This is a genomic window from Mesorhizobium sp. SARCC-RB16n (assembly GCF_008520305.1).
Classification (GTDB): domain Bacteria; phylum Pseudomonadota; class Alphaproteobacteria; order Rhizobiales; family Rhizobiaceae; genus Mesorhizobium.
This window is the reverse complement of sequence record NZ_ML703290.1, coordinates 1-26,263: the sequence shown is the minus strand read 5'-3', so window position 1 is coordinate 26,263 and position 26,263 is coordinate 1. Positions and strand designations below refer to the sequence as shown.

Sequence of the window (26,263 nt, the reverse complement as noted above, 5' to 3'; positions counted from 1 at the left end):
TGATGAACGCGCTACAGGCAAATCCTCCAGGCGAGACCCATGCCGCGCTGCTTGGCGCGCTGGGCGGCCGGTCCATTGTCTTCGTCGGGCTGATGGGTGCCGGCAAGACCGCGATCGGTCGCAAGGTGGCGACGATGCTTTCGCTGCCCTTCATCGACAGCGACCAGGAGATCGAGAGCGTGTCGCGGATGACCGTTCCAGAGCTGTTCGAGCGCTATGGCGAGACCGAGTTCCGGGCCCTGGAGCAGCGTGTCATCCTGCGCGTGCTTGAAAACGGCCCGCAGGTTCTGTCGACCGGCGGCGGTGCCTTCATGAACGCGCAGACGCGCGAGGCCATCGCCGCGCACGGCGTCTCGGTGTGGCTGAAGGCCGAGCTCGACCTTCTGATGGACCGCGTTTCCAAGAAGCAGAACCGGCCGCTTTTGAAAAGCGCCGACCCGCGCGCCGTGCTGGAGCGGCTGATGGGGGAGCGCTATCCGGTCTATGCCACATCAGATATCACCGTGCCGACCCGCGACGATCGCAAGGAAGTCATTGCCGCCGAGGTGCTCGAGGCGCTGTGCCGGCATTTCGGCATCGATGCGATAGCCGCGACGGGCGGGGTCGAATCATGAGCACGGATCAACCTGTCACCGTCGAAGTCGGTTTGGGCGACCGGGCCTATGACATATTGATCGGTTCCGGCCTTTTGTCGCGCGCCGGCACGGAAATTTCGCGCCGGCTGCCCGGCACGCGCGCCGCTGTCGTGACCGACGAAAATGTCGCCGCCGCGCATCTCGATACGCTGAAGGCCGGGCTCGAGAAGGGTGGCATCCAGCACACCGTGATCACAATGCCGCCCGGCGAGAAGACCAAGAACTTTGCCCATCTCGAAGCGGTGGTCGATGGGGTTCTGGCAGCCAGGCTGGAGCGGGGCGACGTCGTCATCGCGCTTGGCGGCGGCGTCATCGGCGATCTCACCGGCTTTGCCGCCGGTATCGTGCGGCGTGGCATGAATTTCGTGCAGGTTCCGACCTCGCTGCTGGCACAGGTCGATTCCTCGGTCGGCGGCAAGACCGGCATCAACAGTCCGCGCGGCAAGAACCTTGTCGGTGTCTTCCTCCAGCCCAAGCTGGTGCTGGCCGATGCCGAAGTGCTCGACACGCTGCCGATCCGCGAATTCCGCGCCGGCTATGCCGAACTTGCCAAATACGGGCTGATCGACCGGCCGGAATTCTTCGCCTGGCTGGAAGCGAACTGGGAGAAGGTGTTCGCCGGCGGGCCGGAGCGGGTCGAGGCCATTGCCGAGGCCTGCCGCGCCAAGGCCGATGTGGTTGCCCGCGACGAGTTCGAGACCGGTGACCGCGCCTTGCTCAATCTCGGGCACACATTCGGCCATGCACTGGAAGCCGCTACGCAGTATGACGGCGCTCGCCTCGTCCATGGCGAAGGGGTCGCCATCGGCATGGCGCTGGCGCACCGGTTCTCGTCGCGGCTCAATCTCGCCAGCCCAGACGACGCAGCCCGCGTCGAGGCGCATCTGCGTGCCGTCGGCCTGCCGTGGCGGATGGCCGATATTCCGGGCGAACTGCCGGATGCCGAAGCCCTGCTTTCATTCATCACGCAAGACAAGAAGGTCTCGCGCGGCGCGCTGACCTTCATCCTGACGCGCGGCATCGGCCAGGCCTTCATCGCCAAGGATGTACCGGCCTCGGAAGTGCTGTCGTTCCTCAGGGAAAACCATCCAGCCAGCCGGAAAGCCGGCTGAGATGGACACCGGCTGGATCGTCGTCTCCGTCCTTGCCATCATCGTCGTGCTGGTCGTTGCCGTGCGGACACGCCTGCTTGCCATGTTCGGCTATGAACTGTCGCGCATCGAACCGCAGCGATCGAGCCAGGACGAATTGCGCGGCGCGGTCGACGATTTCCGCCGCGATGGCCAGGTGGTGCGCGAAGACCGCGACCGCATCGGCGGCCTGTTCGACCTCGAAGAACTCGAAGTCTCCGACGTCATGGTCCACCGCACCAACATGCGCTCGGTCAACGCCGACAATGCGCCGGAAGCGGTGGTGCGCGAAATCCTGCAGAGCCCGCACACCCGCATGCCGCTCTGGAAAGGCTCGCTCGACAATATCGTCGGCGTGCTGCACGCCAAGGATCTGCTGCGCGCGCTGAACGAAGTCGGCAACGATTTTTCGCAAATCGACGTGATGAAGATCGCGTCGAAACCCTGGTTCGTGCCCGACACCACGACCTTGCAGGAACAGCTCAATGCCTTCCTGCGCCGCAAGGCGCATTTCGCCGTCGTCGTCGACGAATATGGCGAGGTCGAGGGGCTGGTGACGCTGGAGGACATCATCGAGGAGATCGTCGGCGAGATCGCCGACGAGCACGATGTCGACATCCAGGGTGTCAAGCAGGAGGCGGATGGTTCCGTCGTGGTCGAAGGCACGGTGCCGATCCGCGACCTCAACCGGGCACTCGACTGGAACCTGCCGGACGAAGAGGCGACCACCATCGCCGGCCTCGTCATCCACGAGGCGCAATCGATCCCCGAGGAGAAGCAGGCTTTTACGTTCCATGGCAAGCGCTTCGTCGTCATGAAACGCGACAAGAACCGGATTGCCAGGGTCAGGATCCGGCCGGCCGGTGGCAGCTAAAGTCGTCGCCTTACCAATCCTTCACTGGAACTCTCGTCCGCCGGGATGCATTCTCCGCCGATGACGATCGATCGGCGAACCTTGCTCCTGGCCTCGATGGCTGCCTTGTTGCCTGCCGGCACGCTGGCGGCGCGAGACAAGCCGTCGCCCGAAACCTTCGACTATGGGCCGGCCAAGCTCGACATCTACGCGCCCGATGGCGCGAGAAACCTCCCGGTCGGGTTCTTCGTCCATGGCGGCGCCTGGCGGTTCGGCAAACGCAGCCAGGTCAACGCCAAGCCGGCCTTCCTGCTGGCCAACGGCTTCTGCTTCGTTTCCATCGATTACCGCATGCTGCCGCAGGCTGATGTCGCCACACAGGCGGGCGACGTCGAAAAGGCCTATGCCTATATCAGGGCCAACATCGCCCGACATGGTGGCGACCCCAACCGTATCGTCGGCATGGGCCATTCGGCCGGCTGCCATCTGATTGCGTTGACGGGCATGCGCGGCGGATTACCCGGCGTCGCCGGGCTGCTTCTCGACGATACCCGAGCCTATGATCTCGCCGCGCTCGCCAAAAATGGCGGCATGGTGCGGGCTTATGCGCGCGTGTTTTCCGATCCTTCGCAATGGGCGGCACTTTCGCCGGCGAGCTATGTGGACGGCCGCAAGCATCCGCCGACCTTCATCGCCTATTCGCGCGCCGAGGGTCGCGGCGAGCAGTCCACGGCCTTTGCCGAGCGCCTGCGCGCCAGCGGCACTGATGTGACGCTGTTCGACGGCAGCGCCTATACGCACCTGTCGATCAACCGCGATTTCGGCGAGGAGGGCGACGCGCTGACCATCGCGGCGCTGGCGTTCCTGAGATCGACGGTCGGCTGAGCGCACCAGCATGTCCGCGGAGCGTGTTCCACTCGTTCCGCGCGATCGCCTCCGGTGCGGCCCAAGGCCGAAACTCAACAGTCATTGCTCGAGCGCTCGTTGAGCGTCGTACCGGTTTCGGCGTCGACCGCGGCCAGGCTGACCTCATAACCCCAGAGGCTTCGGATATGGCGCAGGGTCGCGTCGCGGCTGCCACTGTCGAGCAGTACGCCCTCCTTCACCTTGTGCTGTAGCCGCAAATGCCGGTTACCGAGCAGGTCGACATCCACCACCTGGATATCCGGCAGGCTCGCCCCCACATCGTAGCTGTGGGCCAGCGCGGCACGTATCTTTTGGTAGCCGCGCTCATTATGGATCGAGGCAACCTCGTAATGCGCGTCTTCGGCCTGATCGGCCAGGACAAACATCCGCCACTTCCGTATCAGGGCTGGGCTGAGGTGCTGGCGGACGAAGGATTCGTCGCGGTGATTGGCCCATGCGTCCAGGAGCACATCGCGCCAGTCACCGCGGCCCGCAATGTCGGGAAACCAGTCGCGGTCCTCCGCCGTCGGCTCGGTCGAAATGCGCTGTATGTCCTGCATCATGTCGAGACCGAGCGCGTATGGATTGATACCGGAGAACCGGGGGTCGTCGAAGGCCGGCTGGAAGATCACATTGGAGTGGTTGCGCAGGACCTCGAGCATGGCGCCCTCGCTGATCTGGCCGCGGTCGAACAACGCGTTCATGAGGGTGTAGTGCACGAAGGTGGCGCAGCCTTCATTCATCACCTGCGTTTGCCGCTGCGGATAGAAATACTGCGCAACGACACGCACGATGCGGATGATCTCGCGCTGCCAGGGCTCCAGGACAAGGCTGTTCTTCTCAAGAAAATAGAGCAGATTCTCCTCGGGCAGGTTGAGCGATTTCTTCCGCTCCGCCAAGCCCTCATCCTTGTTCTCGGTCTTGCTGGTGTCCTGTGAAGGAGGCAGCGTGCGCCACAAGTCGTTGTAGGAGCGTTCTTCGTATTCTAGGCGTTCGCGCAGCCCTTCACGCTGCCGCTCCGACGACAGCTTTGGCGGCCTGTGGTATCTGAATACGCCTTGCTCCATCAGCGCGTGAGCGCAGTCGAGAATGCCTTCCACGGCTGACAGTCCGTGCCGCTCCTCGCACCGGGCGATATAGCTCTTGGCGAACTCCATGTAGCTCAGGATCCCTCCGGCATCGGTCCATTGCCGGAAAAGATGATTGTTCTTGAAGAAATGATTGTGTCCGAGCGCCGCATGCGCCGTCACCAGGGCCTGCAGGGCCATGGTGTTTTCCTCCATCAGGTAGACGATGCAGGGATTGGAATTGATGACGAGTTCATAAGCCAGCCCCCGTCCGCCCTTGCGGTAGAGAAAGTCCTGGTACAGGAAATGCTTGCCGAACGACCAATGACGGTACATCAGCGGCATGCCGACCGATGAATAGGCGTCGAGCATCTGCTGCGAGGAAATGATTTCCATCTGCACCGGATAGGTGTCCAGCTTAAGCTCCTCGATGCCGAGTGCCGCGATCGCCTCGTAGGCCTGCGACAATTTCTGGAAATCCCAGTCGGATCCGGAAAAGAGCAAACCCGGTTTGCTGGCTGTCCTGGCCATGGTTCCCCTCAGGCGTTCTTGCGGAGCGCGGGCTGTTTGGCGAAGAGCCGACGAAAGACAGGATAGATATCGGCGGCCGTGGCTATGCGGCTCATCTGGAAGTTCGGCCAGTTTGACTCAATGGCGCTGTAGGCTCGCCAGAGCGACGTCCCGTTTTCGGTCGCTCCGAAGATGTGGCTCTCGCGTTCGTCGATGATCTCGACATAGGCGAAATACTGGCACAAGCGCATGAGCTTGCCGTTCAGCAGGGCGATGCAGCGCTCGGAATCGGAGAGGGAATTGTCTCCGTCCGAGGCCTGGGCGGCATAGATGTTCCATTCGCTGGCCGGATATCGCTGCCTGATGATGCGATGCATTTCCTCGAGCGCAGTGGAAACGACGGTACCGCCGCTTTGCGTGCAATTGAAGAACGTCTCCTCGTCAACCTCCTGCGCCTCGTGGGTATGGCGGATGAAGACGATTTCGGTGCGCTCATAACGTCGCTTCAGGAACAGGTGCAGCAGCACGAAGAAGCGCTTGGCCAGGTCCTTCTCACGCTCGCCCATCGAGCCCGACACGTCCATCAGGCAGAACATGACCGCTTTCGCGTTCGGCACCGGGCACGGGTCGAAGCGGTTGAACCGGATGTCGACCGGGTCGACGAAGGCAATCCGCCGGCGCCGGCGCTCCAGCCGCTCGATCTCCTCCTTAAGGGCCGCGACGCGCTCGCGCGTCTGAGCATTGGGCCGTGCGGTCTCCAGCGAGGCGAGGTCCTGCATGATCGCGTCGACCGCCGCTTGCTTGGGGCGCCTGAGCGCAATGCGGCGACCGTGGCTGTTACGCATCGTGCGCCCAACGTTGATGTTGGTGGGTGAGCCGGTAGCGGCGAAGCCAGCCCGGCGCGGCTTGAAGGCAAGGATTTCCTTGAGGTTGAGCTTGACCATATCCGGGAGTTCGAGATCCTCGAAAAAAAGATCGAGCACCTCTTCGCGTGACAGCACAAAACGAAAGTCGTCTTCAGACACGGTGTTTCCAGGGGACGACGCCCCGGCGCCGCCGCCTTGGCCGGGCTTGGGGATCAGATCTCCAGGGGAGAAATGCCTGTTGCCCGGCAGGATGTGCTGTCGGCTGCCGCTGTTCCTGGCGTTGTTGAAGGTCGGTTCGCCCGTGCCTCTGTCGGGCATGGGCACTGCGTGCTCGCCATCCACGTCGGCGATCCTGCCGGTGCGGATCCGATCGCGTATGCTCCGCTTGAGTTCCTCCCGAGCGCGCCTGAGGAATCGCTGGCGATTGCCCAGGCTCTTGTCCTTCGGATTCAGGCGGCGGTCGATGAAAATAGGCATGGAACCATTCGGGCTTTTCTTAACCCGCCTTGTTCACCCGCATGTACCAGTCGACAAGCCGGCGCACCTGCCGCTCGGTGTAGCCGCGTTCCACCATTCGCTGCACGAATTCATTGTGCCGCTTTTCCGTGACGTTGTCCTGCTTGGAGCCGAAACTGATCACCGGCAAGAGGTCTTCGACTTGGCCGAACATCCGCTTCTCGATCACCTCGCGAAGTTTCTCATAACCTGTCCAGGACGGGTTGCGGCCGTGGTTTCGCGCCCGGGCACGCAGCGTGAATTTGACCACTTCATTGCGGAAGTCCTTGGGATTGGCGATGCCGGCCGGTTTCTCGACCTGCGACAATTCCTTGTCCAATACCTCGCGGTTGAGGATCTGGCCGGTGTCTGGATCCTTGTAGTCCTGGTCCTCAATCCAGGCATCGGCATAGGCGATGTAGCGGTCGAAGAGGTTCTGGCCATATTCGCTGTATGATTCCAGATAGGCCTTCTGAATCTCGTGGCCGATGAACTCGGCATAGCGCGTTGCCAATTCCGACTTGATGAAGTCGAGATAGGCGGCTTCCGTCTCCTTCGGAAACTGCTCGCGCTTGATCGCCTCTTCCAGGATGTACATCAGGTGCACGGGATCGGCAGCCACCTCCTTGGTGTCGTAGTTGAATGTCTGGGACAAGATCTTGAAGGCGAAGCGTGTGCTTACGCCGGTCATGCCTTCGTCGACGCCGGCGGCATCGCGATATTCCTGAACCGACTTCGCCTTGGGATCGACCTCCTTGAGGTTCTCGCCATCATAGGCGCGCATCTTGGTGTAGAGCGGCGAATTGTCGTGCTCGGCAAGGCGGGTCGAGACCGTGAATCGGCTGAGAATGTCCATCACTTCAGGCGCACAGGGGCTGGCAGCCAGGTCGCTCTCGCGCAGCAGCTTTTCATAGATCTGCCGCTCTTCGGTGATCCGCAGGCAATACGGCACCTTGACCACGAGGATGCGGTCGAGAAAGGCCTCGTTGTTCTTGTTGTTCTTGAACTGTTGCCATTCCGATTCGTTGGAATGGGCAACGATGATGCCCTGGTAGGGAAAGGCGCCGAAATTCTCGGTACCGTTGTAACTGCCTTCCTGGGTCGCCGTCAGCAACGGATGCAGGACCTTGATGGGTGCCTTGAACATCTCGACGAATTCGAGCAGGCCTTGCGTGGTCCGATTCAGTCCGCCGCTGTAGGAATAGGCGTCCGGATCGGACTGGCTGAAATTTTCCAATTGCCTGATGTCGACCTTGCCGACCAGGGCCGAGACGTCCTGATTGTTTTCGTCGCCGGGCTCTGTCTTGGCAATGCCGATCTGGCGCAGCCGGGAAGGCATCAACTTGACCACGCTGAATTTGGAGATGTCGCCAGACAGTTCGTCGAGCCGCTTGGCCGCCCATGGTGAGATGAGCCCATTCAGCCGGCGTCGGGCTATGCCGTATTTATCCTCCAGGAGGTCGCCCATGCGATCGGGGTGGAAAAGGCCAAGTGGCGATTCGAAAACCGGGCTGATCTGGTTGCCGACCTTCAGCGTGTAGATCGGGCGCTGTTCCATCAATTTCTTCAGCCGTTCGGCCAGTGAGGATTTGCCGCCGCCGACAGGGCCAAGGAGGTAGAGGATTTGCTTGCGCTCCTCGAGTCCCTGGGAGGCATAGCGAAAATACCCGGCGATACGCTCGATCGTTTCCTCCATTCCGTAGAAATCGGAGAAGGAGGGATAGATCTTCACGGTGCGGTTCGAAAAAATGCGACCGAGCCGTTCGTCCTTGCTGGTGTCGACCAGATCGGGTTCGCCGATTGCCTCGACCATCCGTTCAGGCGCCGAGGCATACATTGACTTGTCCTCTCGGCAAGCAAGGAGATACTGCTGGAGGCTGGTTTCTTCCTGGGCGGCGTTGGCATAAATCTCCGAAAAAAGATCGAAGACGTCGGACTGATTGTCGCGCATAATGCTTTGCCCTCAAAGCCGTGCTGGCTGCCTAATGTCTCATCACGTATTCAACTGCCGGAACGCATGGTGGTTCCCTTTATAAGGAGAGCGCGTGCATTTGGCATTGAAACCCGAGACGCCAGCCATCTGGCCGAAATGCTTACCTAATATTTAGGTGGTGATGGCCAGATGAGGTCGTCAAGGGGCAGATATTGATTTCGTGAACTGCACGGCATTGAAGCGCGTTGATGCGGGCCTGTGCGGCGAGAGTTGCGACCCGGTTCGAGTTCGACGAAGCCTGGTGGTCGGGCCTCCACTCCAGTCGATGGTCCCGAAAGACTCGATCGCCATTCGAGGTTCGGATCGATGGCTGATCGTCCGGCAAGGCCTCTGGGTACTATCAATCGCTAACTGGACGCGAGTGGCGCCTGCGAGCACTGTTGGCCCGCACAGCGGGAGACCACGATGATCGATCGACGAAACCTTATCCTGACCTCCGTGGCGGCGATGCTGCCCTTGGCAGCATGGGCCGCGCCGCGCCAGACGGTCGACTGACACTGCAGACTGTCGCTCGCCACATTCTGTGGCTGGATCATGCCAAAAGCGGCGGCGGGATATTGCCGTGCGGACATCCGCGGGTGCAATTGCTCTTCGTGAATGGGAGAAAATTCGCATGAATGGCGCCGATGTCCTGTGCGACGTGCTGCTGGCCAATGATGTGACGGTGTGCTTCGCCAATCCCGGCACATCCGAAATGCATTTCGTCGCCGCACTCGACCGCAAGCCGCAGATGCGTTGCGTGCTTGGCCTGTTCGAGGGCGTGGTGACGGGTGCGGCCGACGGCTATGCGCGCATGACCGACCGTCCCGCGGCGACGCTGCTACACACCGGGCCGGGGCTGGCCAACGGTCTTGCCAACATGCACAACGCCCGGCGCGCCAGGAGCCCGATGATCAACATCGTCGGCGACCATGCCTCATACCATCTGCCGCTCGATGCGCCGCTGACCAGCGATATCGAAGGCCTCGCGGCGCCAATGTCCAACTGGATTCGCCGCATCGAGGGACCAGCCGATGTCCAGCCGGCCACGGAGGCGGCCTTTCGCGCCTCGCTGACGCCGCCTGGTGTCACGACGCTGATCCTGCCGGCGGACGCGGCCTGGGGCGACGCCGACGCGGTTTCGCCCAGCGAGGTGGAACTCGCGCCGCCGCCGGTCGTCGACATGGAAGCCGTGCGAACGATCGCCGCGGCGGTCCGCGCGGCTCCGGGCCGCGTCGGCATGATCGTTCGCGGGCGGGCGGCACTGGCCGATGCTCTTGAAATCGCCGGCCAGATTTCGACGGCCTGCGATGTCAGGCTGTTCAGCGAGGTTCTGATCGCTCGAATGCAGCGCGGGCGCGGACGCGTCGCGCCGACACGCATCCCCTATCCTGTCGACGCAGCAACGGCGACGCTCAGGGATATCGATGTCCTTGTGCTGGTCGGCGCAAAGGAGCCGGTCGCCTTCTTCGCCTATCCAGGAAAGCCCGGGCGGCTTGTCCGCGATGATTGCAAGGTACTGACGTTAGCCGCCCATGGGCAGGACCTGCATGCGGCGCTGCAAGCGCTTCGCGACAAACTAGGCGTCAAGCCGTCACAGCTGACAGTGACTGCCAGCGCCTTTCCTGACGAGGCAACGCCGAACGGCCGGCTGACGGAAGATGCCATTGCACTGTCCGTCGCGAGAAAGCTGCCGGCCGACGCGATCGTCTGCGACGAGGCCGTCACCTCGGCGCGGCGTTTCTTCGCGCTGTCGGCCTTTGCCGCGCCGCACGACTACATGATGGGCACGGGCGGGTCGATCGGCGGCGGTATCCCGCTGGCGACAGGGGCGGCGATCGCCTGTCCCGGCCGCAAGGTGATCAATCTCGAGGCCGATGGCAGCGGCATGTATACGGTGCAGGGGCTGTGGACGCAGGCGCGGGAAAATCTTGACGTGGTGACGATCGTCTTTTCCAATCGCACCTACGCCATCCTGCATGGCGAGATGCGCAATGTCGGCGTGAACGCGATCGGCGAGAATGCCAGGCGCATGCTTGATCTCGACCATCCGGCGCTGGACTGGGTTTCGCTGGCCAAGGGTATGGGCGTGGAGGCGGCACGTGCGGATACTTGCGAGCGGTTCGACGCGCTGCTCGATGCTGCCTTGTCTCGCCCGGGGCCGTTTCTGATCGAAGCGGTGATCTGATCGCAGCGCGAGAGGGGCGCTACAGGCTGACTCGCAGACTTCGCCTACCAGCGCGTCTGTTCGCCGGGCGCCGCGGGTTCGATTGCCAGTGCGTGCACGCCCGCCCTCAACTCGTCGGCCAGCAGCTCGTTGACGGCGCGGTGACGGTCGATGCGGCTCATTCCGGCAAAGCTGGCAGCGACAACGCGAACGCGAAAATGTGTCTCTCCGGTGCCGTCATAGGTGCCGTGATGGTCTGAGCCGTGATGGTGATGGCCTGCATGGAGATGGCTTTCGTTGATGATGACCAGCCGGTCCGGCGAAAGCGCCTTGTTGAGCTTGTCTTCGATGGTTGCCTGTATGGACATCGTCGTCTCCGTTCACCACATATGCCTGGCGCGCCAGCGTAAAAACCGGAAATCGGTTTCACAAGGGGCTGCTGCCGCGCAACAAAATCGCTCATTCGCCTGCTTTAAGCCGCGATTCAGCGGTTAGGGCGATCATCGCGAAAATGTCAATTCTTGTTTCGCATCTGCGAACGCCCCATAAATGGGTTAGATGAAGCCGTATCCCAAATATTTCGAGAAGATTCGCGTTCGCCCCGACAAGGACGCGGAGGTGAAGTCGCACGCGCCGATCTGCCAGTGGGATGGCTGCAAGGAGGCGGGCACGCATCGCGCGCCGGTCGGGCGCATGAAGGAGGGCGAGTATTTCCGCTTCTGCTTCGACCATGTGCGCGAGTACAACAAGGGCTTCAACTACTTCTCCGGCGTGCCGGACACCGAGGTCGCGCGCTTCCAGAAGGAAGCCATGACCGGCCACCGGCCGACCTGGAAAATGGGCGTCAACGGCGCCTCGACGCGCTCCTCGCCCGATATGGCGCAGATGCGCTCCGGCCGCGCCGGCTATTACAACCGCATGCGCGACCCGTTCGACCTGTTCAAGGGGCCGAAGGATCCGCGCGAGGCGAGAGAGCGCAAGGCCAAGCCGCTTGAGGCCAAGGCGCTGGAAACGCTTGGCCTTGATACAAAGGCGACTGGCAAGGACATCAAGGCGCGCTATAAGGAACTGGTGAAGCGTCACCATCCGGATGCGAATGGCGGCGACAGAGGTTCGGAAGACCGGTTCCGCGATGTGCTTCAGGCTTATCGCGTGCTCAAACAGGCTGGCCTGTGCTGAGCGACCCTACGGTTTGTGTCGTTTTCCAACTTTCATAAGGTTGGAAAAGGCTCTAAGACCGCCCCCGAACAAAATGGATTGCCGGCGAAACGCGACGGTTCGCCCGTGGAGACGTTGAGAGATATGAACAAGGTCGATCGCGATATCGCCAACCTGCCCGACACGACGGTGTCGGTGAAGGAGAAATTCGGCTTCGAATCCAAGATGGTGGTGCCGGCCTATTCGGTGACATCAGAGCATGTGCCCGATGTCGATCCCGACTATCTGTTCGACAAGGCGACGACCTTGGCGATCCTCGCCGGCTTCGCCTACAACCGCCGCGTCATGGTGTCGGGCTATCACGGCACCGGCAAGTCGACCCACATCGAGCAGGTCGCCGCCCGCCTCAACTGGCCCTGCGTGCGCGTGAACCTCGACAGCCATGTCAGCCGTATCGACCTCGTCGGCAAGGACGCCATCGTGGTCAAGGACGGCTTGCAGATCACCGAATTCCGCGACGGCATCCTGCCCTGGGCCTACCAGCACAATGTCGCACTGTGCTTCGACGAGTATGACGCCGGCCGTCCGGACGTGATGTTCGTCATCCAGCGCGTGCTGGAATCGTCCGGCCGGCTAACGCTGCTCGACCAGAGCCGGGTCATCCGTCCGCATCCGGCGTTCCGGCTGTTCTCGACCGCCAACACGGTCGGCCTGGGCGACACGACGGGCCTTTATCACGGCACCCAGCAGATCAACCAGGCGCAGATGGACCGCTGGTCGATCGTCACCACGCTGAACTATCTGCCGCACGACAATGAAGTGAATATCGTGCTGGCCAAGGCCAAGCATTATCGCGACACCAAGGGCAAGGACATCGTCAACAAGATGGTGCGCGTCGCCGATATGACGCGCTCGGCCTTCATCAACGGCGATCTGTCGACGGTGATGAGCCCGCGTACCGTCATCACCTGGGCCGAGAATGCCGAGATCTTCGGCGATGTCGGCATGGCGTTCCGGCTGACCTTCCTCAACAAGTGCGATGAGCTCGAGCGTTCGGTGGTTGCCGAGTTCTACCAGCGCGCCTTCGGACAGGATCTGCCGGAGAGCGCGGCGAATGTGGTGCTGGGCTAAGCAGAGCCTCGATGGCGGGTCCGGGCGACAATACGCGCAACAAGTCGAAGACGGGGTCTGAAGCCGACAGCTTCAAGCGCGCCGTCACCGTCTGCATGCGCGCCATCGCCGGCGACAAGGAGATGGAAGTCGGCTTCGCCAAGGACCGGCCGGCGCTGGCCGGCAGCCGCGCGCGGCTGCCCGAACTGCCCAAGAAGGCATCGAAGAGCGATATCGCGATCACCCGCGGGCTCGGTGATTCCATGGCGTTGAAGCGCGCCTGCCATGACGTGCGCATCCACAGCAAGCTAGCCCCCGAAGGCAAGGCTGCCCGCGCCATCTACGACGCGGTCGAGCAGGCCCGGGTCGAGGCGATCGGCAGCCGAGCCATGCAAGGCGTCGCCGACAATATCGGCTCGATGCTGGAGGACAAATACGCCAAGGCCAACCTCGTCGACGTCAAGGACAAGGCCGACGCGCCGATCGAGGAGGCGCTCGCGCTCATGGTGCGCGAGAAGCTGACCGGCCGGCCGGTGCCGAAGAGCGGCGAGCGGCTGGTCGAACTCTGGCGGCCGTGGGTCGAGGAGAAGGCCAAGGCCGACCTCGACGGCCTGTCGGAAAAGCTCGAGGACCAGCAGGCCTTTGCCCGCGTCGTGCGCGAGATGCTCGCCTCCATGGAAATGGCTGAGGAGCTCGGCGACGACCAGGAGACCGAAGACTCCGAGGACAATGACGACAACCAGCCGCAAGGCGAGGAACAGAGCGAGGAGGGCGGCGAAGACGATTCCGGCTCCGAGCAGTCGCAGTCCGAGGACGCCGAGGCATCGGCCGACGACGAGCAATCGGCGGAGACCGAAGCCTCCGACGCGACGGCCGACGATCTGTCCGATGACGACGATGCCGATGCCGAGACGCCCGGCGAGGCGCGCCGCAACGACAATCCCTTCACCAATCTGCCGAAGGAAATCGACTACAAGGTCTACACCACTGCTTTCGACGAGACAGTCGGCGCGGAGGAGCTTTGCGAAGAGGAAGAGCTCGACCGGCTGCGCGCCTTCCTCGACAAGCAGCTTGCTAATCTCTCCGGCGTCGTCGGCCGGCTCGCCAACCGGCTGCAGCGCCGCCTGATGGCGCAGCAGAACCGGTCCTGGGATTTCGACCTGGAAGAGGGCTACCTCGATCCGGCCCGTCTGGTGCGCGTCGTCATCGATCCGATGCAGCCGCTGTCGTTCAAGCAGGAACGCGACACCAAATTCCGCGACACCGTGGTGACGCTGGTGCTCGACAATTCCGGCTCGATGCGCGGCCGGCCGATCACGGTCGCCGCCACTTGCGCCGACATTCTGGCGCGCACGCTGGAGCGCTGCGGTGTCTCGGTCGAGATCCTCGGCTTCACCACGCGGGCGTGGAAGGGCGGGCAGGCGCGCGAGAAGTGGCTGAAGGACGGCAAGCCGCCGAACCCCGGCCGGCTCAACGATCTGCGCCACATCATCTACAAGTCGGCCGACCATCCATGGCGGCGGGCACGGCGCAATCTCGGCCTGATGATGCGCGAAGGCCTGCTCAAGGAAAACATCGACGGCGAGGCGCTGCTGTGGGCGCACAACCGGCTGATCGCCCGGCCCGAGCAACGCAAAATCCTGATGATGATCTCGGACGGTGCGCCCGTCGACGATTCCACGCTGTCGGTCAATCCGGGCAATTATCTCGAGCGCCATCTGCGCGCCGTCATCGAGCTGATCGAGACGCGTTCGCCGGTGGAACTGCTGGCCATCGGCATCGGCCATGACGTGACGCGCTATTACAGGCGCGCCGTCACCATCGTCGATGCCGAGGAACTGGCTGGCGCAATGACCGAGCAACTGGCTTCGCTGTTTGCCGAGGAAAGCGCGAAGGATACGCGCCGCGGCGGCATGCGGCGCGCCGGATGATCTTTTCGCGAGACGGGTTTCGGCAAACGCTTTTCGCCGCCGTCGCATTGCTCGCCGGCATGGCTTCGGCGCCAGCCGGTTCTGCTGGTTTGGCCTCGGTTGAACCCGTCACAGTCTCGGCACGCCCCATCACCGAATTCCATATTGGCCGTGCCAACAAGCAGTTTGGCCAGCTTGAATTCGTCGGCGGGCTGAAAATGACCTCGCCGTCACGTGATTTCGGCGCGCTGTCGGCATTCCGGTTTCTGAAAGCCGGCAGCGATTTCATCGGTGTGGCCGACACCGGTTACTGGTTCTTCGGCTCGGTGGCCCGCGACCCCGACAGGCGACCCGTTGGTATCCAGAATTTTCGCATGCAGCAAATGGTCGACCCGAGCGGCCAGCCGATCGACGAAAAATGGCAAGTCGACGCCGAAGGCCTCGCGGTCAAGGACGGCATCGCCACCGTTGGGTTCGAGCGCAACCATCGCGTCGCCCAGTTCAGGATCGGCCCGGACAACATGACGGCGCCGTTCGGGCAGCTGGATTTCCTGGTGCCGGCGCGGGGGCTGCGGCAGAACCGCGGCTTCGAGACAGTCACCCATTCAAATGCCAACGGTCAGCATTGGGGCGGCCTGGTCGTAGTCTCGGAGAAGAGCCTCGACAAGGCCGGCAACATCTACGCCGCCATCATCGAAGGGCCGCGCAAGGGCGCCTTCACCGTCAAGCGCAACGACGATTTCGACATCACCGATGGCGCCTTTCTGCCGGATGGCGACCTGTTGCTGCTGGAGCGCAGTTTCACCATGGCGGGCGGCCTCAAGATGCGGCTGCGGCGCATCCATGGCGAAAGCGTCGAGAAGGGCGCGGTCGCCGACGGGCCCGTGCTGCTGCAAGCCGACATGGGCTACCAGATCGACAATATGGAAGGTCTCGACGTCTGGACCCGCGATGACGGCGCGCTGATGGTGTCGCTGATCTCCGACGACAATCACTCGATCCTGCAGCGCAATCTCTACCTGGAATTCATTCTGCACCAGGATTGAGTGCCATCATTAGGTGAACGCGTTCCAACGATTTCCCAATGCACGGCCGATCCAGGACATTGTTCCCGACTGCCGGTGATGGGTCGGTCAGTATTGTGAGCCGTTGGTGGCTATCCAGATGACATGGCGCGCGCCGCGCTTGCCGTTGGCGCGCGTGTTGACTTCCTCGACCGCGAAGCCTGCCTGTTTCAGCCGCCACGTGAAGCCGGCATCCGGCCCTTGCGACCACACCGCCAGCACACCGCCCGGCTTGAGAGCGGTACGCGCGGCGGCGAGGCCAGCCACGCTGTAGAGGGCGTCATTGCCCTTGTGGACGATGCCTTCGGGGCCGTTGTCGACGTCGAGCAGGATCGCGTCCCAGGCTGCGGGCTCGGACCGTATCAACTGGCCGACGTCCGTTTCGCGGATGGTGACGCGGGAATCATCGAGCGAGTCGGCGAAAATCTCGGCCATCGGGCCGCGCGCCCAGGCGACCACGGCCGGCACCAGTTCGGCGACAACGATTTCGGCATTGTCGCCCAGCTCGGCGAGAGCAGCGCGCAACGTAAAACCCATGCCAAGCCCACCGATCAGGATTCTCGGCAGAATCTGGCCCGCAATCCTCTGGCAGGACAGTTTCGCCAGCGCTTCCTCGGAGCCGCTCAGCCGGCTGTTCATCAGCTCGTTGGTGCCGAGCATGATCGAGAATTCAAAACCGCGCCGTTTCAGCCGCAGTTCCTGCTGGCCATCAGGTGTTTTCGCGGAGTCCAGCTGGATCCAGGGAATCACCGTTTAGACCGTCGCAACGGCCGGCTGGCTCCAGTGCGCGGCGAGCAGCCGGTAGGGGATCAGTGCCACGACAGCGATGATCAGCTTCACGCTGAGGTCGCCGAGCGCCCAGGATACCCAGCGCATGGCGTCGAAATGGAATACGCCCATCAATGGGGCGCTTTCCAGCGCAAAACTGTCGCTTGGGCCGGCGAAGGCAAAGGGGGCCGAAAAGGCCACACTGAAGAACACGACGGTGTCGAACACCGAGCCGACCAGCGTGCCGACGATCGGCGCCCGCCACCAGCTCTGCCGGCGCAAACGGTTGAACACGGTCACGTCGAGCAATTGTGCGGTGAGGAACGCCGCGCCCGAAGCGGCCGCGATGCGCACCAGCCGGTCGGCTGATGTCTCGAATTCGATGAAGCCATGGCGGAACAGGAATGGCGGGATCAGGATCGAGCAGACCACCGCCGTCATGAAGCCGACAAAGACGATCCGGCGCGCCACGGCAGGCCCGTAGCGGCGGTTGGCGAGGTCGGTGACCAGGAAGGAGAAGGGGTAGGTGAAGGCGCCCCAGGTCAAAACGTCAGCCAGCGACAGGCCGCCGATCTGGCCCTGCATGGGGAACTGTACGAGGATGTTCGATGCCACGACGACAAGCGCCATGGCGGCCACAAAGGGCAAGTATCGCGAAAAGGAAGACATTTTTTTATCCTGGGTAATGGAACCAGCGGAGCTTTTGCCGAAACCGGATCACGCTCGCTTTGTTCGAGCATCGAATCCATGACCGCTTCGTGATCCCGATCCGATGCTCAGCGGCCAAAAAGAGGTTGGCCAGGGCGGTCGTCCCCCGCCTGAAAGACGAATTAAGCGGCGGCCTGTTCGGCGGTCTTCTTGGCAATCTGCTTCTTCAAGAGACGCGCACGCTGCGACAATTCCTTGACGTCGGCCTTGGCCAGGAAGGCGTCGAGGCCGCCGCGATGTTCCACCGAACGCAGCGCGTTGGCCGAGATGCGCAGGCGCACGTTCTGGTTCAACGCTTCCGAAATCAGCGTCACATTGACGAGGTTCGGCAGGAAGCGACGCTTGGTCTTGTTGTTGGCGTGGCTCACATTGTTGCCGGTCTGGACTGCCTTGGCAGTGAGTTCGCAGGTGCGGGACATGGTTCTAACCTTCAGTTCTCTCGTGACCTGCCAAACCTTTGTGCCCACGCCGGGTGGCGCGCGGTTCTGGTGAGGCGGCCTTATGGAAAAAGTTGGCGTTCCATAGTTGCATTTCACCGGGGCGTCAAGCTCCGGCTTCCCTAAGGAAGCGCCCGGCATTTCATATTAAGGCCGGATTTCCTCCTATAAGCGGTCTCATAGGGACATGCCAGACCGGAGTCGCCCGCCTCCGGTCGAAAATCAAGGATCCGATCCAGCCATGCCTCGTTCGTCTCATGCGCTTGTTGCCGCGCTTGCCATCGCCTTGCCGTCCGTCGCGTCAGCCGCCTCGCCGCAGTCGTTCAAGGGCGAATACACGGTGTCGTTCCTTGGTCTCTCGATCGCGAGGTCGACTTTCTCCAGCAGCTACCAGAACGGGGTTTATGCGATCAATGGCACCGTCTCCGCAGCGGGCCTGGCCAAGCTGTTCGACGACACGCGCGGCACGATCTCGTCCAAGGGTACGATTTCAGGCAAGAAGATGGTGCCGCAGGCGTTTCGTGCCGATTACACTTCCGGCAAGAAGGCATCCGTGGTCGATATCCGCTTCACCAATGGTGCCGTGACGTCGACGCAGGTCATCCCCGCTCCGGGCAAGCGCGATCCCAACAACTGGGTACCGATCCGCGCCGGCGACCTGGCATCGGTGCTCGATCCGATGGCCGCCACCGTCATCCATGCCGATAGTCTCGACCAGGTCTGCGGCCGCAAGGTCAAGTTCTATGATGGCGAGATGCGCGCCGACCTGACACTGACCTACGCCTCGAAGGGCACGATCTCGGTGCCGGGCTACAAGGGCGACACCGTCACCTGCCGGATGGGTTTCGAGCCGGTGGCTGGCTATCGCAAGGGCCGCAAGGCGCTCAACTATCTCAAGAACAAAAGCCGCATGATGGTCACGTTTGCACCGCTCGGCCAAACCGGCGTATATGCGCCGATCCACGCCACGGTCGGAACGCAGATCGGCACCTTGACCATCAGCGCCGGACGTTTCGAAGCGGTACAATAGGCCGGGCTCGCCACTGGAAGACAGGGGAGGGCGCGCCACTGGAGAGGGAATGGCGCGCGCAACACTGATCGGGGTTTCGGCGGTGGCCATGTGGCTGTTGCTGGCGGCAAAGTGGCTGTTCCCGCGCAAGCCCATTGCGGCCGAAAGCGGAGCCCTGGCATCCGAAGGCGGAGCCCTGGCATCCGAAGGCGGAGCCCTGGCATCCGAAGGCGGAGCCCTGGCATGACGATGCCGTTTGCCGGCGGCATCGACGCCAACGCCAATGCAACGCTGATCTTTTCGCTGGTGGCGGCGGTGATCTATGCCTTCACGCTTGGCATGCCGCCGACGCTGGCCCGCTCGGCGGCAAAGACGCTCGCCGTGGCCATGCTCGCCGTGCTGGCAGGCATGCAGGGCGGCCCGCTGCTGCTGGTCGCCGCCCTTGCGCTGAGCGCCATCGGCGACGCCTTCCTGTCGCGCGACGGGGAAAAGGCATTTCTCGGCGGGTTGGCGAGCTTTCTCGTCGCCCACATCGTCTATGTCGTGCTGTTCCTGCACAGCGGTGGCGGATTGGAGTTGCTTGCCGCCGAATCCTGGCGGGGCGCGATTGCACTGGCCATGGCGGTGTTCGCGATCGTGATGCTGGCGGCGCTCTGGCGCCGTGTGGGGCCGGGCCTGCGTATTCCGATCGCCGTCTACGTCGCGGCCATCCTCGCCATGGGCATGTCGGCGTTGATGACTAGCAGCACCTGGGTGATCAGCGGCAGCGTGCTGTTCATGGGATCGGACGGGCTGCTCGCCACGGAGAAATTTTTGGTGGCCGCCATCTCGCCGCATCGAGCCTGGATGCGCCTCGCCGTCTGGGTGCTGTACTACGCCGCCCAGCTCGCCATTACCCTGGGTTTCCTGCTGGGTTAGGGCTGCCAGCCCGGCTCGGCCAGTTCGAAGGCGGCGAAATCGAAACCCGGCGCGACGGTACAGCCGACCAGCGTCCACTCGCCCAGGCTGCGCGCCGATTGCCACCAGCCTGCCGGTACGACGATTTGCGGCCGTTCGCCGGCCGCGAGGTCGATACCGAGAACCTGCCCGATAACGGCGCCGCTTTTTTCTTCCCACATCGACAATGCCAACGGCGCGCCGGCATGGAAATGCCAAACCTCGGCGGCATCCCTGACCCGATGCCAAGCCGAAAGCTGGTGCCGTTCCAGCAGGAAATAGATGGCGGTCGAGTGGCCCCGCTTACCGCCGGCTTGGTCGCGAAAGGTTTCCGCGTACCAGCCGCCTTCCGGATGCGGCTTCAGTGCAAGCGTTGCTATGATTTCCGCGGAACTGGTCATCGGCAGAAAGCTCGCATGGTGCTCAGAAATTGTCCTTGCGCTTGCGGATCTCGGCGAAGACCTCGGCATCTCCAGCCTTTTCCATGCCCAGATGCTTGCGGATCGCCGGATCGTGCCAGCGTAGGAAAGGATTGGTCGACAGTTCCTCGCCGATCGTCGTCGGCAGCGTCGGCTTGTTGTCGAGCCGTAGCGCCTCGATCCGCGCGGCACGCTCCTTCAATGCCGAATTGGTGGGGTCGACGCTCAGCGCGAAACGGGCATTGGCGAGCGTGTATTCGTGGCCGCAATAGATTGTCGTCTCGGCCGGAAGTGCCGCGAGCTTCTGCAGCGATTCGTACATCACCGGGGGCTTGCATTCGAACAGACGCCCGCAACCAAGCGCGAACAGCGTATCTGCGGTGAACGCCACTTTCGATGCTGGCAGATGGTAGGACACATGGCCGGCGGTATGCCCGGGCGTGGCGATCACCTCGATGCGCTCATTGCCGAGATGAAGGACGGAGCCTTCTTCGACGGTTTCGTCGATGCCGGGAATCTTGGCCTTCTCCGCCTCTGGGCCGACGATGCGCAGCTTGAAGCGCTCCTTGAGCGCCAGATTGGCCTCGACGTGGTCGGCATGGTGATGCGTGGTCAGGATCATCGTCGGCGTCCAGCCGGTGCGCTTGATCGCGGCCAGGATCGGCGCTTCCTCGGGCGCGTCGATGATCGCGGTCTGGCCGCTTTTGGGGTCATGCACCAGCACGCCGAAATTGTCGGTGCGGCACATGAACTGTTCGATTTCGACCGGCATCGCGTCTCTCCATTTATCGCCGCAGACATAGGGCGCGACAGCGCGAATGTCATCCCGGATGTCAAAGCGAATGACATCCCGGGATAATGAAATGACATCCGCCATCCCAGCCGCTTGGGCCTTTTGTTGAATCCGGTCGATATCACGGCTACATCCCTGACATGCATTCCGACATCGTCGACCTTCGCTCCTTCTATTCGACAACGCTCGGCCGGTTCGCCGAGCACTCGATCACCATGGCGCTGTCGTCGATATGGGCCGCGGTGCCCAATGAGCGGCTGGTCGGCCTCGGCTACACCTTGCCCTGGCTGGAGCGCTTCGGCTCCGATGCCGAGCGGGTCTTTGCCTTCATGCCGGCGACCCAGGGTGCCGTGGTCTGGCCGGCGACGGGGCCGACGGCAACGGCACTGGTCTTCGACGAGGAACTGCCGCTTGTCGATTCCTGCATCGACCGCATGCTGCTCGTCCACTCGCTCGAACATGTCGAGAACCCGCGCGAGACGCTGAACGAGATCTGGCGGGTGCTGTCGCCGGCGGGGCGCGTCGTCATCGTCGTGCCCAACCGGCGCGGTGTCTGGGCACGCTTCGAACATACACCGTTCGGCAACGGGCGGCCTTTCTCGCGCGGGCAGCTCACCGAATTGCTGCGCGAGGCGAATTTCACGCCCGCCGCCTGGTCCGATGCCCTGTTTTTCCCGCCATCGCGGCGGCGCTTCATGATGCGCTTCCACAATGTGCTGGAGCGCGCCGGCCGGCGGTTGTGGCCGATCTTCTCCGGCGTCATTGTCGTGGAGGCGCAGAAGCGGCTTTACCAAGGCGTGCCGGTAGCCCAGCGCGCATCTCGCCGCGTCTTCGTGCCGGTGCTGTCGCCGCATGGCGCGACGCGGCTCGGCCGGCGGGCCGAGGGAAGGAGCGCGACATCATCGGCTCGGCAAGTGACACCTTCGTGATCGCGATGGAAACTTGCATCGCGCGGCATCTTTCCGACCTATCTGTCGTGCTGGGCTCGCACGGTGCTTGAGGGCTGCCGCCGTCGGCTCTCCTCATCCGGTTTCAGCTTCGCACCTGAACGCAAGGACCTCTGATATGGCTGATCAACTGGACACTCAGGCCACCGTTCAGCCGGTCGCCGTGGCCAGCAGCCTGCGCGATCAGGTGGCGACGATCAAGCGGGCGCTGATAGAATCGCCTGTTCGCAAATGGTTGCTGTGGACGTCGGCCGGCATCATGGCCGTGATCGTCGCGACGTCGATCGGCCAGGTTCTGCTCAATCGCTGGAACCAACCCTTTTACGACGCGCTCGCGCGCCGCGACATGGCCGCCTTCCTGCATCAGCTTGTCGTCTTTGCCATGATCGCCGGCGGGCTGCTGGTGCTCAACATCGGCCAGACCTGGCTCAACCAGATGACCCGGCTGAAGTTACGCGAGGCGCTGACGCTGGATTTGATCGACCAGTGGATGCGGCCGGCGCGTGCTTTCCGGCTGGCCAATGCCGGCGCCATCGGCGTCAATCCCGACCAGCGCATGCAGCAGGACGCCGCGCATCTGTCTGATCTGTCGACCGATCTTGGCGTCGGCCTGCTGCAGTCGTTCATCCTGCTCGTGTCTTTCGTCGGCGTGCTGTGGGAGCTGTCTTCGGGCTTCGTCTTTCACATTGGCGGCTGGTCGCTGGCGATACCGGGCTACATGGTCTGGGCGGCGTTCCTCTATGCCGGCACCGCCTCCTGGCTGAGCTGGCTGGTCGGCCGGCCGCTCATCCGTCTCAACAGCGACCGCTATACGCGCGAAGCGGAGCTGCGTTCCTCAATGGTGCGCGTCAACGAGAACGTCGATGCCATCGCGCTGTACCGCGGCGAGAATGATGCCAAGAGACGGCTCGAGCTCGACCTCGGCACCGTGCTGGGTGCGATGCGGCGCATCTACACCGCCCAGATCAACCTGTCCTGGGTAACCGACACCTATGGCTGGATCACCGTCGTGGCGCCGATCCTGGTCGCCTCGCCGGTCTATTTCTCGGGCGATATCAGCTTTGGCGGGCTGATGATGGCGGTCGGCGCGTTCAACCAGGTGCATTCGTCGTTGCGCTGGTTCATCAACAACATCGGCAGCATCGCCGACTGGCGTGCCACGCTGATGCGTGTCGCCGACTTCCGCATCGCGCTCGATGAAACCGATGTGCTGCACGACAAGGAGAAGCGTATCTCCTTCGATGAAAACGCCAATGGCAGCCTGACGTTCGAGAAACTCCAAGTGGCCTCGCCAGAGGGCTGCACGAAGCTCTCCGACCAGCATGTCGAAATCCATGCCGGCGAGCGCGTGATGATCACCGGCGAGCCCGGCGCCGGCAAGACGCTGTTCTTCCGTGCCATTGCCGGCCTTTGGCCATGGGGGAGCGGAAAGATCGGCATGCCGGCGGGAGAAGCCCCCATCTTCGTGCCTCGTGTCCCGTATTTCCCGGCCGGCACGCTGCGCGAGGTCCTTGACCATCCCTATGGCGTCGCTCCGGCAAGTGATGCCGATATTTCGGCGGTGCTTGCCGAAGTCGGCCTCGGCCGGCTGTCATCCTCGCTCGACCGGTCGGCCCGCTGGGAGCGTGAGTTGGGCGATGACGAACAGCGATCGCTCGCCTTCGCAAGGCTTGCCTTGCGGAAGCCGAAATGGGTGATCATCGATGAAGCGATGGATGCGTTCGACGGCCCCTCGCTGAGGCGTGTGCTGTCGCTGCTGGATAAGCATCTGAAGGATGCCGCGATCATCAATATCGGGCGCGGCCTGCACAACAATCAGTTCTTCCCGCGTTCCCTGACGATCGTGAAGGATACCGGCGCGCCCGCGCTGAAACCCGCCCGTGTCAGGGCAGGTGCCATCGAGCCGCCGCCAGTCGCCGCCCGGCACAAGACATAGGCTGTTTTCTGCGGTGGCGAGCGCAAAACCCTATTTTGCCGTGGTCACGATGGAAGATCTCCAGGAGAAGCAACCCTGGCGCCGGCCTGTTTTGTTGCCCTCCTGATAGCCCCTCTGGCGGTCGACATCTCGCTGTCGGCGAACGAGCGCCCTGCGACGCGCAGTACCCGATCGCTGAGCTGTCGACAGATCAGGCCGGTGGAATTCCAAACTTCCCGCGAACTTCGTCGTAGAGGTCGCGCCGCCAGCGGCGGCCGTAGAGATAACCGGTGATCAATTCCGACACTGAATAACCAAGCGCGTCAGACGAGCGGTTGGCCATGTATCCCGCAAATGCCTGTGGTATCCGCCCCCGGAGGATATCGGCGATGATCTGCCGCGTGATCATAAAGGGTGGGACATGGGGGTAAGAGCGAGCGATGTGCGGGTGCTTACTCATCAGGATCGCATAGGCTTCGACATAGCCGTCCCTGCGGCCCGAAATCGAATTCTGCGAATTGTGCTTCGTCCAGTCGATATCTTCCGATAATTGCGCGCCGAAGCGCTGTGCGAAGCGCAGCAGAAGCTCCCGGTCCTGCATCCGGGGAATGTCGCTGTCATAGCCGCCGATAGCCAGCAAAGCCTCCCGCCTGGCCGTTATCGCCGACCCGGCGATGAAGGCCGTCTGCGCAACCACCGCCCGCTCCAGCATTGGCGGACTGAGGAAAGCACCGCGGTTGACGCAGGCGGTGCCACGGCCGCCCTTCACCGAGACATATGAGGAGAGCAGGACTTCGAGCGCCGGATTGTCATCGAACCATGCCAGCGTCCGTTCGAGCCGGTGCGGCAGGAAGAGATCGTCCGAATCAAGAAAAGTCACCACGGGCGCCCTCGCCAGCTCGATGCCGGCATTCCTGGCGGCATTGGCGCCGCGCCATTTCGCGCCGACATAGATCAGCCGAGGGTCGCGAATGCGCGCAAGCGCGGCTTCCGTCCCGTCGGTCGAGCCATCGTCGACGACGATGTGCTCAAACCGCGTCATGTTCTGAGAAAGCACGCTTTCCACGGCGCGCAGCACCGTTTCGCGGCGGTTATGGGTCGGTGTGATGACCGTGATGAGGGGCAAATGCTCCATCGCGTCAGCCGTTTCCAGCGCGAAAATGCACTTTCCGATAGCTTTTTTCGGTCTTCAGGATGGTTGAATGGATCGGACTTCCCCCTGGGTGGCCCTCATCGGATTCGGTGCGACGCTACAAAAAACAACCTGTTATGTCACCCATTGAGCCGTGGTTTGGCCGACAAGGCGTGATGAATTCCGGGTCCTGGCGCTTTAACTGCAACACCTTTGCCATCGCTAAAGACGCGCAAGTCACCTCGCAAGGATTGGCGGAGGCTCTGGCGGATGCGTCCACTCCATTACCTCGAGCGTAATCGCTTCCTGGCGAGCGCTTGGGCAAAAAGACCATTCACGAGGCCCGCCGGTCTCGAAATCAAAGAGAGTACCGTCATGACCGCCTACGCCGTTGCCCATATGCGCCAGGCTACAATGGGCCCGCAGATCGTCGAGTATCTGCATAAAATCGATGCCACGCTGGAACCTTTCGGCGGTCGTTTCCTGGTCCACGGCGGCAATTTGGAGGTGATAGAGAACGACTGGGGGCCACCTGATCATCATCGAATTCCCTGACAGGGAGCATCTGCGCGACTGGTATGATTCGCCGGCTTATCGGGCGATCCTGCCACTGCGGACCGCCAATTCGCGATCGGATGTGGTGTTCGCCGATGGCGTCGAACATCGGCACAAGGCTACCGACGTTCTGAAATAGCGGCGTGCCCGAGCGGAAGCCTACCGCTTCAGCAGGAACACAGCCTGCTGACCGAAGAAATTCCAGAACCACCAAGGCATCGACAGGCCGATCTTCTGGCCGTTGGCGTCGAGCGCCGTCGCCTTTTCCACCGTCGCACCAAGCTCTTCGCACAGATTGACGAAGTCGCGGATGGTGCAGAAGTGGATGTTGGGCGTGTCGTACCAGGAATAGGGCAGGTCCTTGGTCACCGGCATGCGGCCCTTGACGAACAGCGACAGGCGCACTCGCCAATGGCCGAAATTGGGGAAGGACACGATCGCCCGGTTGCCTATCCTGAGCAGTTCGTCGAGCACCAGTTTCGGGTTGCGGGTGGCCTGCAGGGTCTGCGACAGGACGACGAAGTCAAAACCCTTGTCGGGATAGAATTCGAGATCCTTGTCGGCATCGCCCTGGATAACCGAGAGCCCGCGCGCCACGCATTCGTTGACGCCGCGCTGCGATAACTCCAGCCCGCGGCCGTCGACCTGCTTGGTGTCCTGCAACAATTCGAGCAGCGAGCCGTCGCCGGAGCCGACGTCGAGCACGCGCGATTGCGGCGGGATGAGGTTGGCGACCACCTCGAGGTCGACACGCTGGCTGCCATTGACGCTCATCAGGCAACCTCACGATTGCGTTGAATC

At 62.6% G+C, this 26,263-nt stretch carries 25 protein-coding genes and 1 pseudogene; 15 read left to right on the top strand and 11 right to left on the bottom strand.

Annotation, left to right across the window (positions count from 1 at the left end; all coding sequences use genetic code 11):
• Positions 1-2: 2 nt before the first annotated feature.
• Genes C7I87_RS29130 through C7I87_RS29115 form a run of 4 tightly spaced genes read left to right on the top strand, consistent with a single transcriptional unit; the run spans position 3 to position 3,503 of the window.
• Positions 3-614, top strand: coding sequence for a shikimate kinase (locus C7I87_RS29130; RefSeq protein ID WP_149907471.1), 612 nt, complete (start codon positions 3-5; stop codon positions 612-614).
• Positions 611-1,747, top strand: coding sequence for a 3-dehydroquinate synthase (aroB, locus tag C7I87_RS29125; RefSeq protein ID WP_149907470.1), 1,137 nt, complete (start codon positions 611-613; stop codon positions 1,745-1,747). Before C7I87_RS29130 ends, aroB begins: the two co-directional genes overlap by 4 nt.
• A 1-nt stretch (position 1,748) precedes the next feature.
• Positions 1,749-2,639: an HlyC/CorC family transporter gene (locus tag C7I87_RS29120; RefSeq protein WP_149907469.1), complete on the top strand. Its 891-nt coding sequence runs from the start codon at positions 1,749-1,751 to the stop codon at positions 2,637-2,639.
• 60 nt (positions 2,640-2,699) lie between these two features.
• Entirely contained in the window at positions 2,700-3,503 is an 804-nt protein-coding gene (locus C7I87_RS29115) for an alpha/beta hydrolase (protein ID WP_149907468.1), read from the top strand.
• Between the two features lie 74 nt (positions 3,504-3,577).
• Here C7I87_RS29115 and C7I87_RS29110 read toward each other — a convergent pair whose 3' ends face one another.
• Genes C7I87_RS29110 through C7I87_RS29100 form a run of 3 tightly spaced genes read right to left on the bottom strand, consistent with a single transcriptional unit; the run spans position 3,578 to position 8,413 of the window.
• On the bottom strand, positions 3,578-5,122 hold the full coding sequence (locus C7I87_RS29110) for a SpoVR family protein (RefSeq protein WP_149907467.1): 1,545 nt from the start codon (positions 5,120-5,122) through the stop codon (positions 3,578-3,580).
• An 8-nt stretch (positions 5,123-5,130) separates the two neighbouring features.
• Positions 5,131-6,444 carry a YeaH/YhbH family protein gene (locus tag C7I87_RS29105; RefSeq protein WP_149907466.1) on the bottom strand — a complete coding sequence of 438 codons (1,314 nt, stop codon included), beginning with the start codon at positions 6,442-6,444 and terminating at the stop codon, positions 5,131-5,133.
• Between the two features lie 19 nt (positions 6,445-6,463).
• Positions 6,464-8,413, bottom strand: a complete 1,950-nt coding sequence (locus tag C7I87_RS29100) for a PrkA family serine protein kinase (RefSeq protein WP_149907465.1) — start codon at positions 8,411-8,413, stop codon at positions 6,464-6,466.
• 655 nt (positions 8,414-9,068) lie between these two features.
• On the opposite strand from C7I87_RS29100, the gene C7I87_RS29095 reads away from it, so the two are divergent.
• Positions 9,069-10,622: an acetolactate synthase large subunit gene (locus C7I87_RS29095; protein WP_149907464.1), complete on the top strand. Its 1,554-nt coding sequence runs from the start codon at positions 9,069-9,071 to the stop codon at positions 10,620-10,622.
• A 44-nt stretch (positions 10,623-10,666) separates the two neighbouring features.
• Here C7I87_RS29095 and C7I87_RS29090 read toward each other — a convergent pair whose 3' ends face one another.
• Positions 10,667-10,969 (bottom strand): BolA family protein, encoded by a 303-nt coding sequence (locus C7I87_RS29090; RefSeq protein ID WP_149907463.1) that lies wholly within the window; start codon positions 10,967-10,969, stop codon positions 10,667-10,669.
• Between the two features lie 190 nt (positions 10,970-11,159).
• On the opposite strand from C7I87_RS29090, the gene C7I87_RS29085 reads away from it, so the two are divergent.
• From C7I87_RS29085 to C7I87_RS29070, 4 genes are all read left to right on the top strand, one after another.
• A complete protein-coding gene (locus tag C7I87_RS29085; RefSeq protein WP_149907462.1) occupies positions 11,160-11,780 on the top strand; it encodes a J domain-containing protein in 621 nt (206 codons plus the stop codon).
• 123 nt (positions 11,781-11,903) lie between these two features.
• On the top strand, positions 11,904-12,890 hold the full coding sequence (gene cobS / locus C7I87_RS29080) for a cobaltochelatase subunit CobS (protein ID WP_015315506.1): 987 nt from the start codon (positions 11,904-11,906) through the stop codon (positions 12,888-12,890).
• Between the two features lie 11 nt (positions 12,891-12,901).
• The gene (cobT, locus tag C7I87_RS29075) at positions 12,902-14,800 is read left to right on the top strand and encodes a cobaltochelatase subunit CobT (RefSeq protein WP_149907461.1); all 1,899 of its coding nucleotides are present in this window, start codon (positions 12,902-12,904) and stop codon (positions 14,798-14,800) included.
• A complete protein-coding gene (locus C7I87_RS29070; protein WP_149907460.1) occupies positions 14,797-15,825 on the top strand; it encodes an esterase-like activity of phytase family protein in 1,029 nt (342 codons plus the stop codon). The genes cobT and C7I87_RS29070 overlap by 4 nt, the downstream gene beginning before the upstream one ends.
• 87 nt (positions 15,826-15,912) lie before the next feature.
• Here C7I87_RS29070 and C7I87_RS29065 read toward each other — a convergent pair whose 3' ends face one another.
• The 3 genes from C7I87_RS29065 to rpmB all read right to left on the bottom strand — a co-directional run bounded on the left by C7I87_RS29065 (position 15,913) and on the right by rpmB (position 17,738).
• On the bottom strand, positions 15,913-16,593 hold the full coding sequence (locus C7I87_RS29065; protein WP_149907459.1) for a spermidine synthase: 681 nt from the start codon (positions 16,591-16,593) through the stop codon (positions 15,913-15,915).
• Between the two features lie 3 nt (positions 16,594-16,596).
• Positions 16,597-17,280: a queuosine precursor transporter gene (locus tag C7I87_RS29060; RefSeq protein ID WP_149907458.1), complete on the bottom strand. Its 684-nt coding sequence runs from the start codon at positions 17,278-17,280 to the stop codon at positions 16,597-16,599.
• Positions 17,281-17,441: 161 nt separating this feature from the next.
• Positions 17,442-17,738 carry a 50S ribosomal protein L28 gene (gene rpmB / locus C7I87_RS29055; protein WP_027143515.1) on the bottom strand — a complete coding sequence of 99 codons (297 nt, stop codon included), beginning with the start codon at positions 17,736-17,738 and terminating at the stop codon, positions 17,442-17,444.
• A 259-nt stretch (positions 17,739-17,997) separates the two neighbouring features.
• On the opposite strand from rpmB, the gene C7I87_RS29050 reads away from it, so the two are divergent.
• The 3 genes from C7I87_RS29050 to C7I87_RS29045 are packed head-to-tail and all read left to right on the top strand — an operon-like array spanning position 17,998 to position 19,683.
• Complete coding sequence (locus C7I87_RS29050) at positions 17,998-18,786, top strand: DUF3108 domain-containing protein (RefSeq protein ID WP_149907457.1); 789 nt, start codon at positions 17,998-18,000, stop codon at positions 18,784-18,786.
• 49 nt (positions 18,787-18,835) lie between these two features.
• Complete coding sequence (locus C7I87_RS35410) at positions 18,836-19,012, top strand: hypothetical protein (protein ID WP_188394043.1); 177 nt, start codon at positions 18,836-18,838, stop codon at positions 19,010-19,012.
• Positions 19,009-19,683 carry a lysoplasmalogenase family protein gene (locus C7I87_RS29045; protein ID WP_149907456.1) on the top strand — a complete coding sequence of 225 codons (675 nt, stop codon included), beginning with the start codon at positions 19,009-19,011 and terminating at the stop codon, positions 19,681-19,683. The genes C7I87_RS35410 and C7I87_RS29045 overlap by 4 nt, the downstream gene beginning before the upstream one ends.
• On the opposite strand, the gene C7I87_RS29040 is transcribed toward C7I87_RS29045, so the two are convergent.
• Positions 19,680-20,102: a cupin domain-containing protein gene (locus tag C7I87_RS29040; RefSeq protein WP_149907455.1), complete on the bottom strand. Its 423-nt coding sequence runs from the start codon at positions 20,100-20,102 to the stop codon at positions 19,680-19,682. The two genes, C7I87_RS29045 and C7I87_RS29040, sit on opposite strands and share 4 nt — an antisense overlap.
• 22 nt (positions 20,103-20,124) lie before the next feature.
• Complete coding sequence (gene gloB / locus C7I87_RS29035; protein WP_149907454.1) at positions 20,125-20,892, bottom strand: hydroxyacylglutathione hydrolase; 768 nt, start codon at positions 20,890-20,892, stop codon at positions 20,125-20,127.
• 161 nt (positions 20,893-21,053) lie between these two features.
• Between gloB and C7I87_RS29030 the strand changes: the two genes are divergently transcribed.
• The gene (locus C7I87_RS29030) at positions 21,054-21,842 is read left to right on the top strand and encodes a class I SAM-dependent methyltransferase (protein WP_149907453.1); all 789 of its coding nucleotides are present in this window, start codon (positions 21,054-21,056) and stop codon (positions 21,840-21,842) included.
• Positions 21,843-21,978: 136 nt separating this feature from the next.
• Positions 21,979-23,796, top strand: coding sequence for an ABC transporter ATP-binding protein/permease (locus tag C7I87_RS29025; protein WP_149907452.1), 1,818 nt, complete (start codon positions 21,979-21,981; stop codon positions 23,794-23,796).
• Between the two features lie 190 nt (positions 23,797-23,986).
• On the opposite strand, the gene C7I87_RS29020 is transcribed toward C7I87_RS29025, so the two are convergent.
• On the bottom strand, positions 23,987-24,910 hold the full coding sequence (locus C7I87_RS29020; protein WP_149907451.1) for a glycosyltransferase family 2 protein: 924 nt from the start codon (positions 24,908-24,910) through the stop codon (positions 23,987-23,989).
• Between the two features lie 372 nt (positions 24,911-25,282).
• Between C7I87_RS29020 and C7I87_RS29015 the strand changes: the two are divergent.
• Positions 25,283-25,601: pseudogene (locus C7I87_RS29015) on the top strand (DUF1330 domain-containing protein).
• Positions 25,602-25,621: 20 nt separating this feature from the next.
• Here C7I87_RS29015 and metW read toward each other — a convergent pair.
• The gene (metW, locus tag C7I87_RS29010) at positions 25,622-26,236 is read right to left on the bottom strand and encodes a methionine biosynthesis protein MetW (protein ID WP_149907450.1); all 615 of its coding nucleotides are present in this window, start codon (positions 26,234-26,236) and stop codon (positions 25,622-25,624) included.
• Between the last annotated feature and the right edge of the window lie 27 nt (positions 26,237-26,263).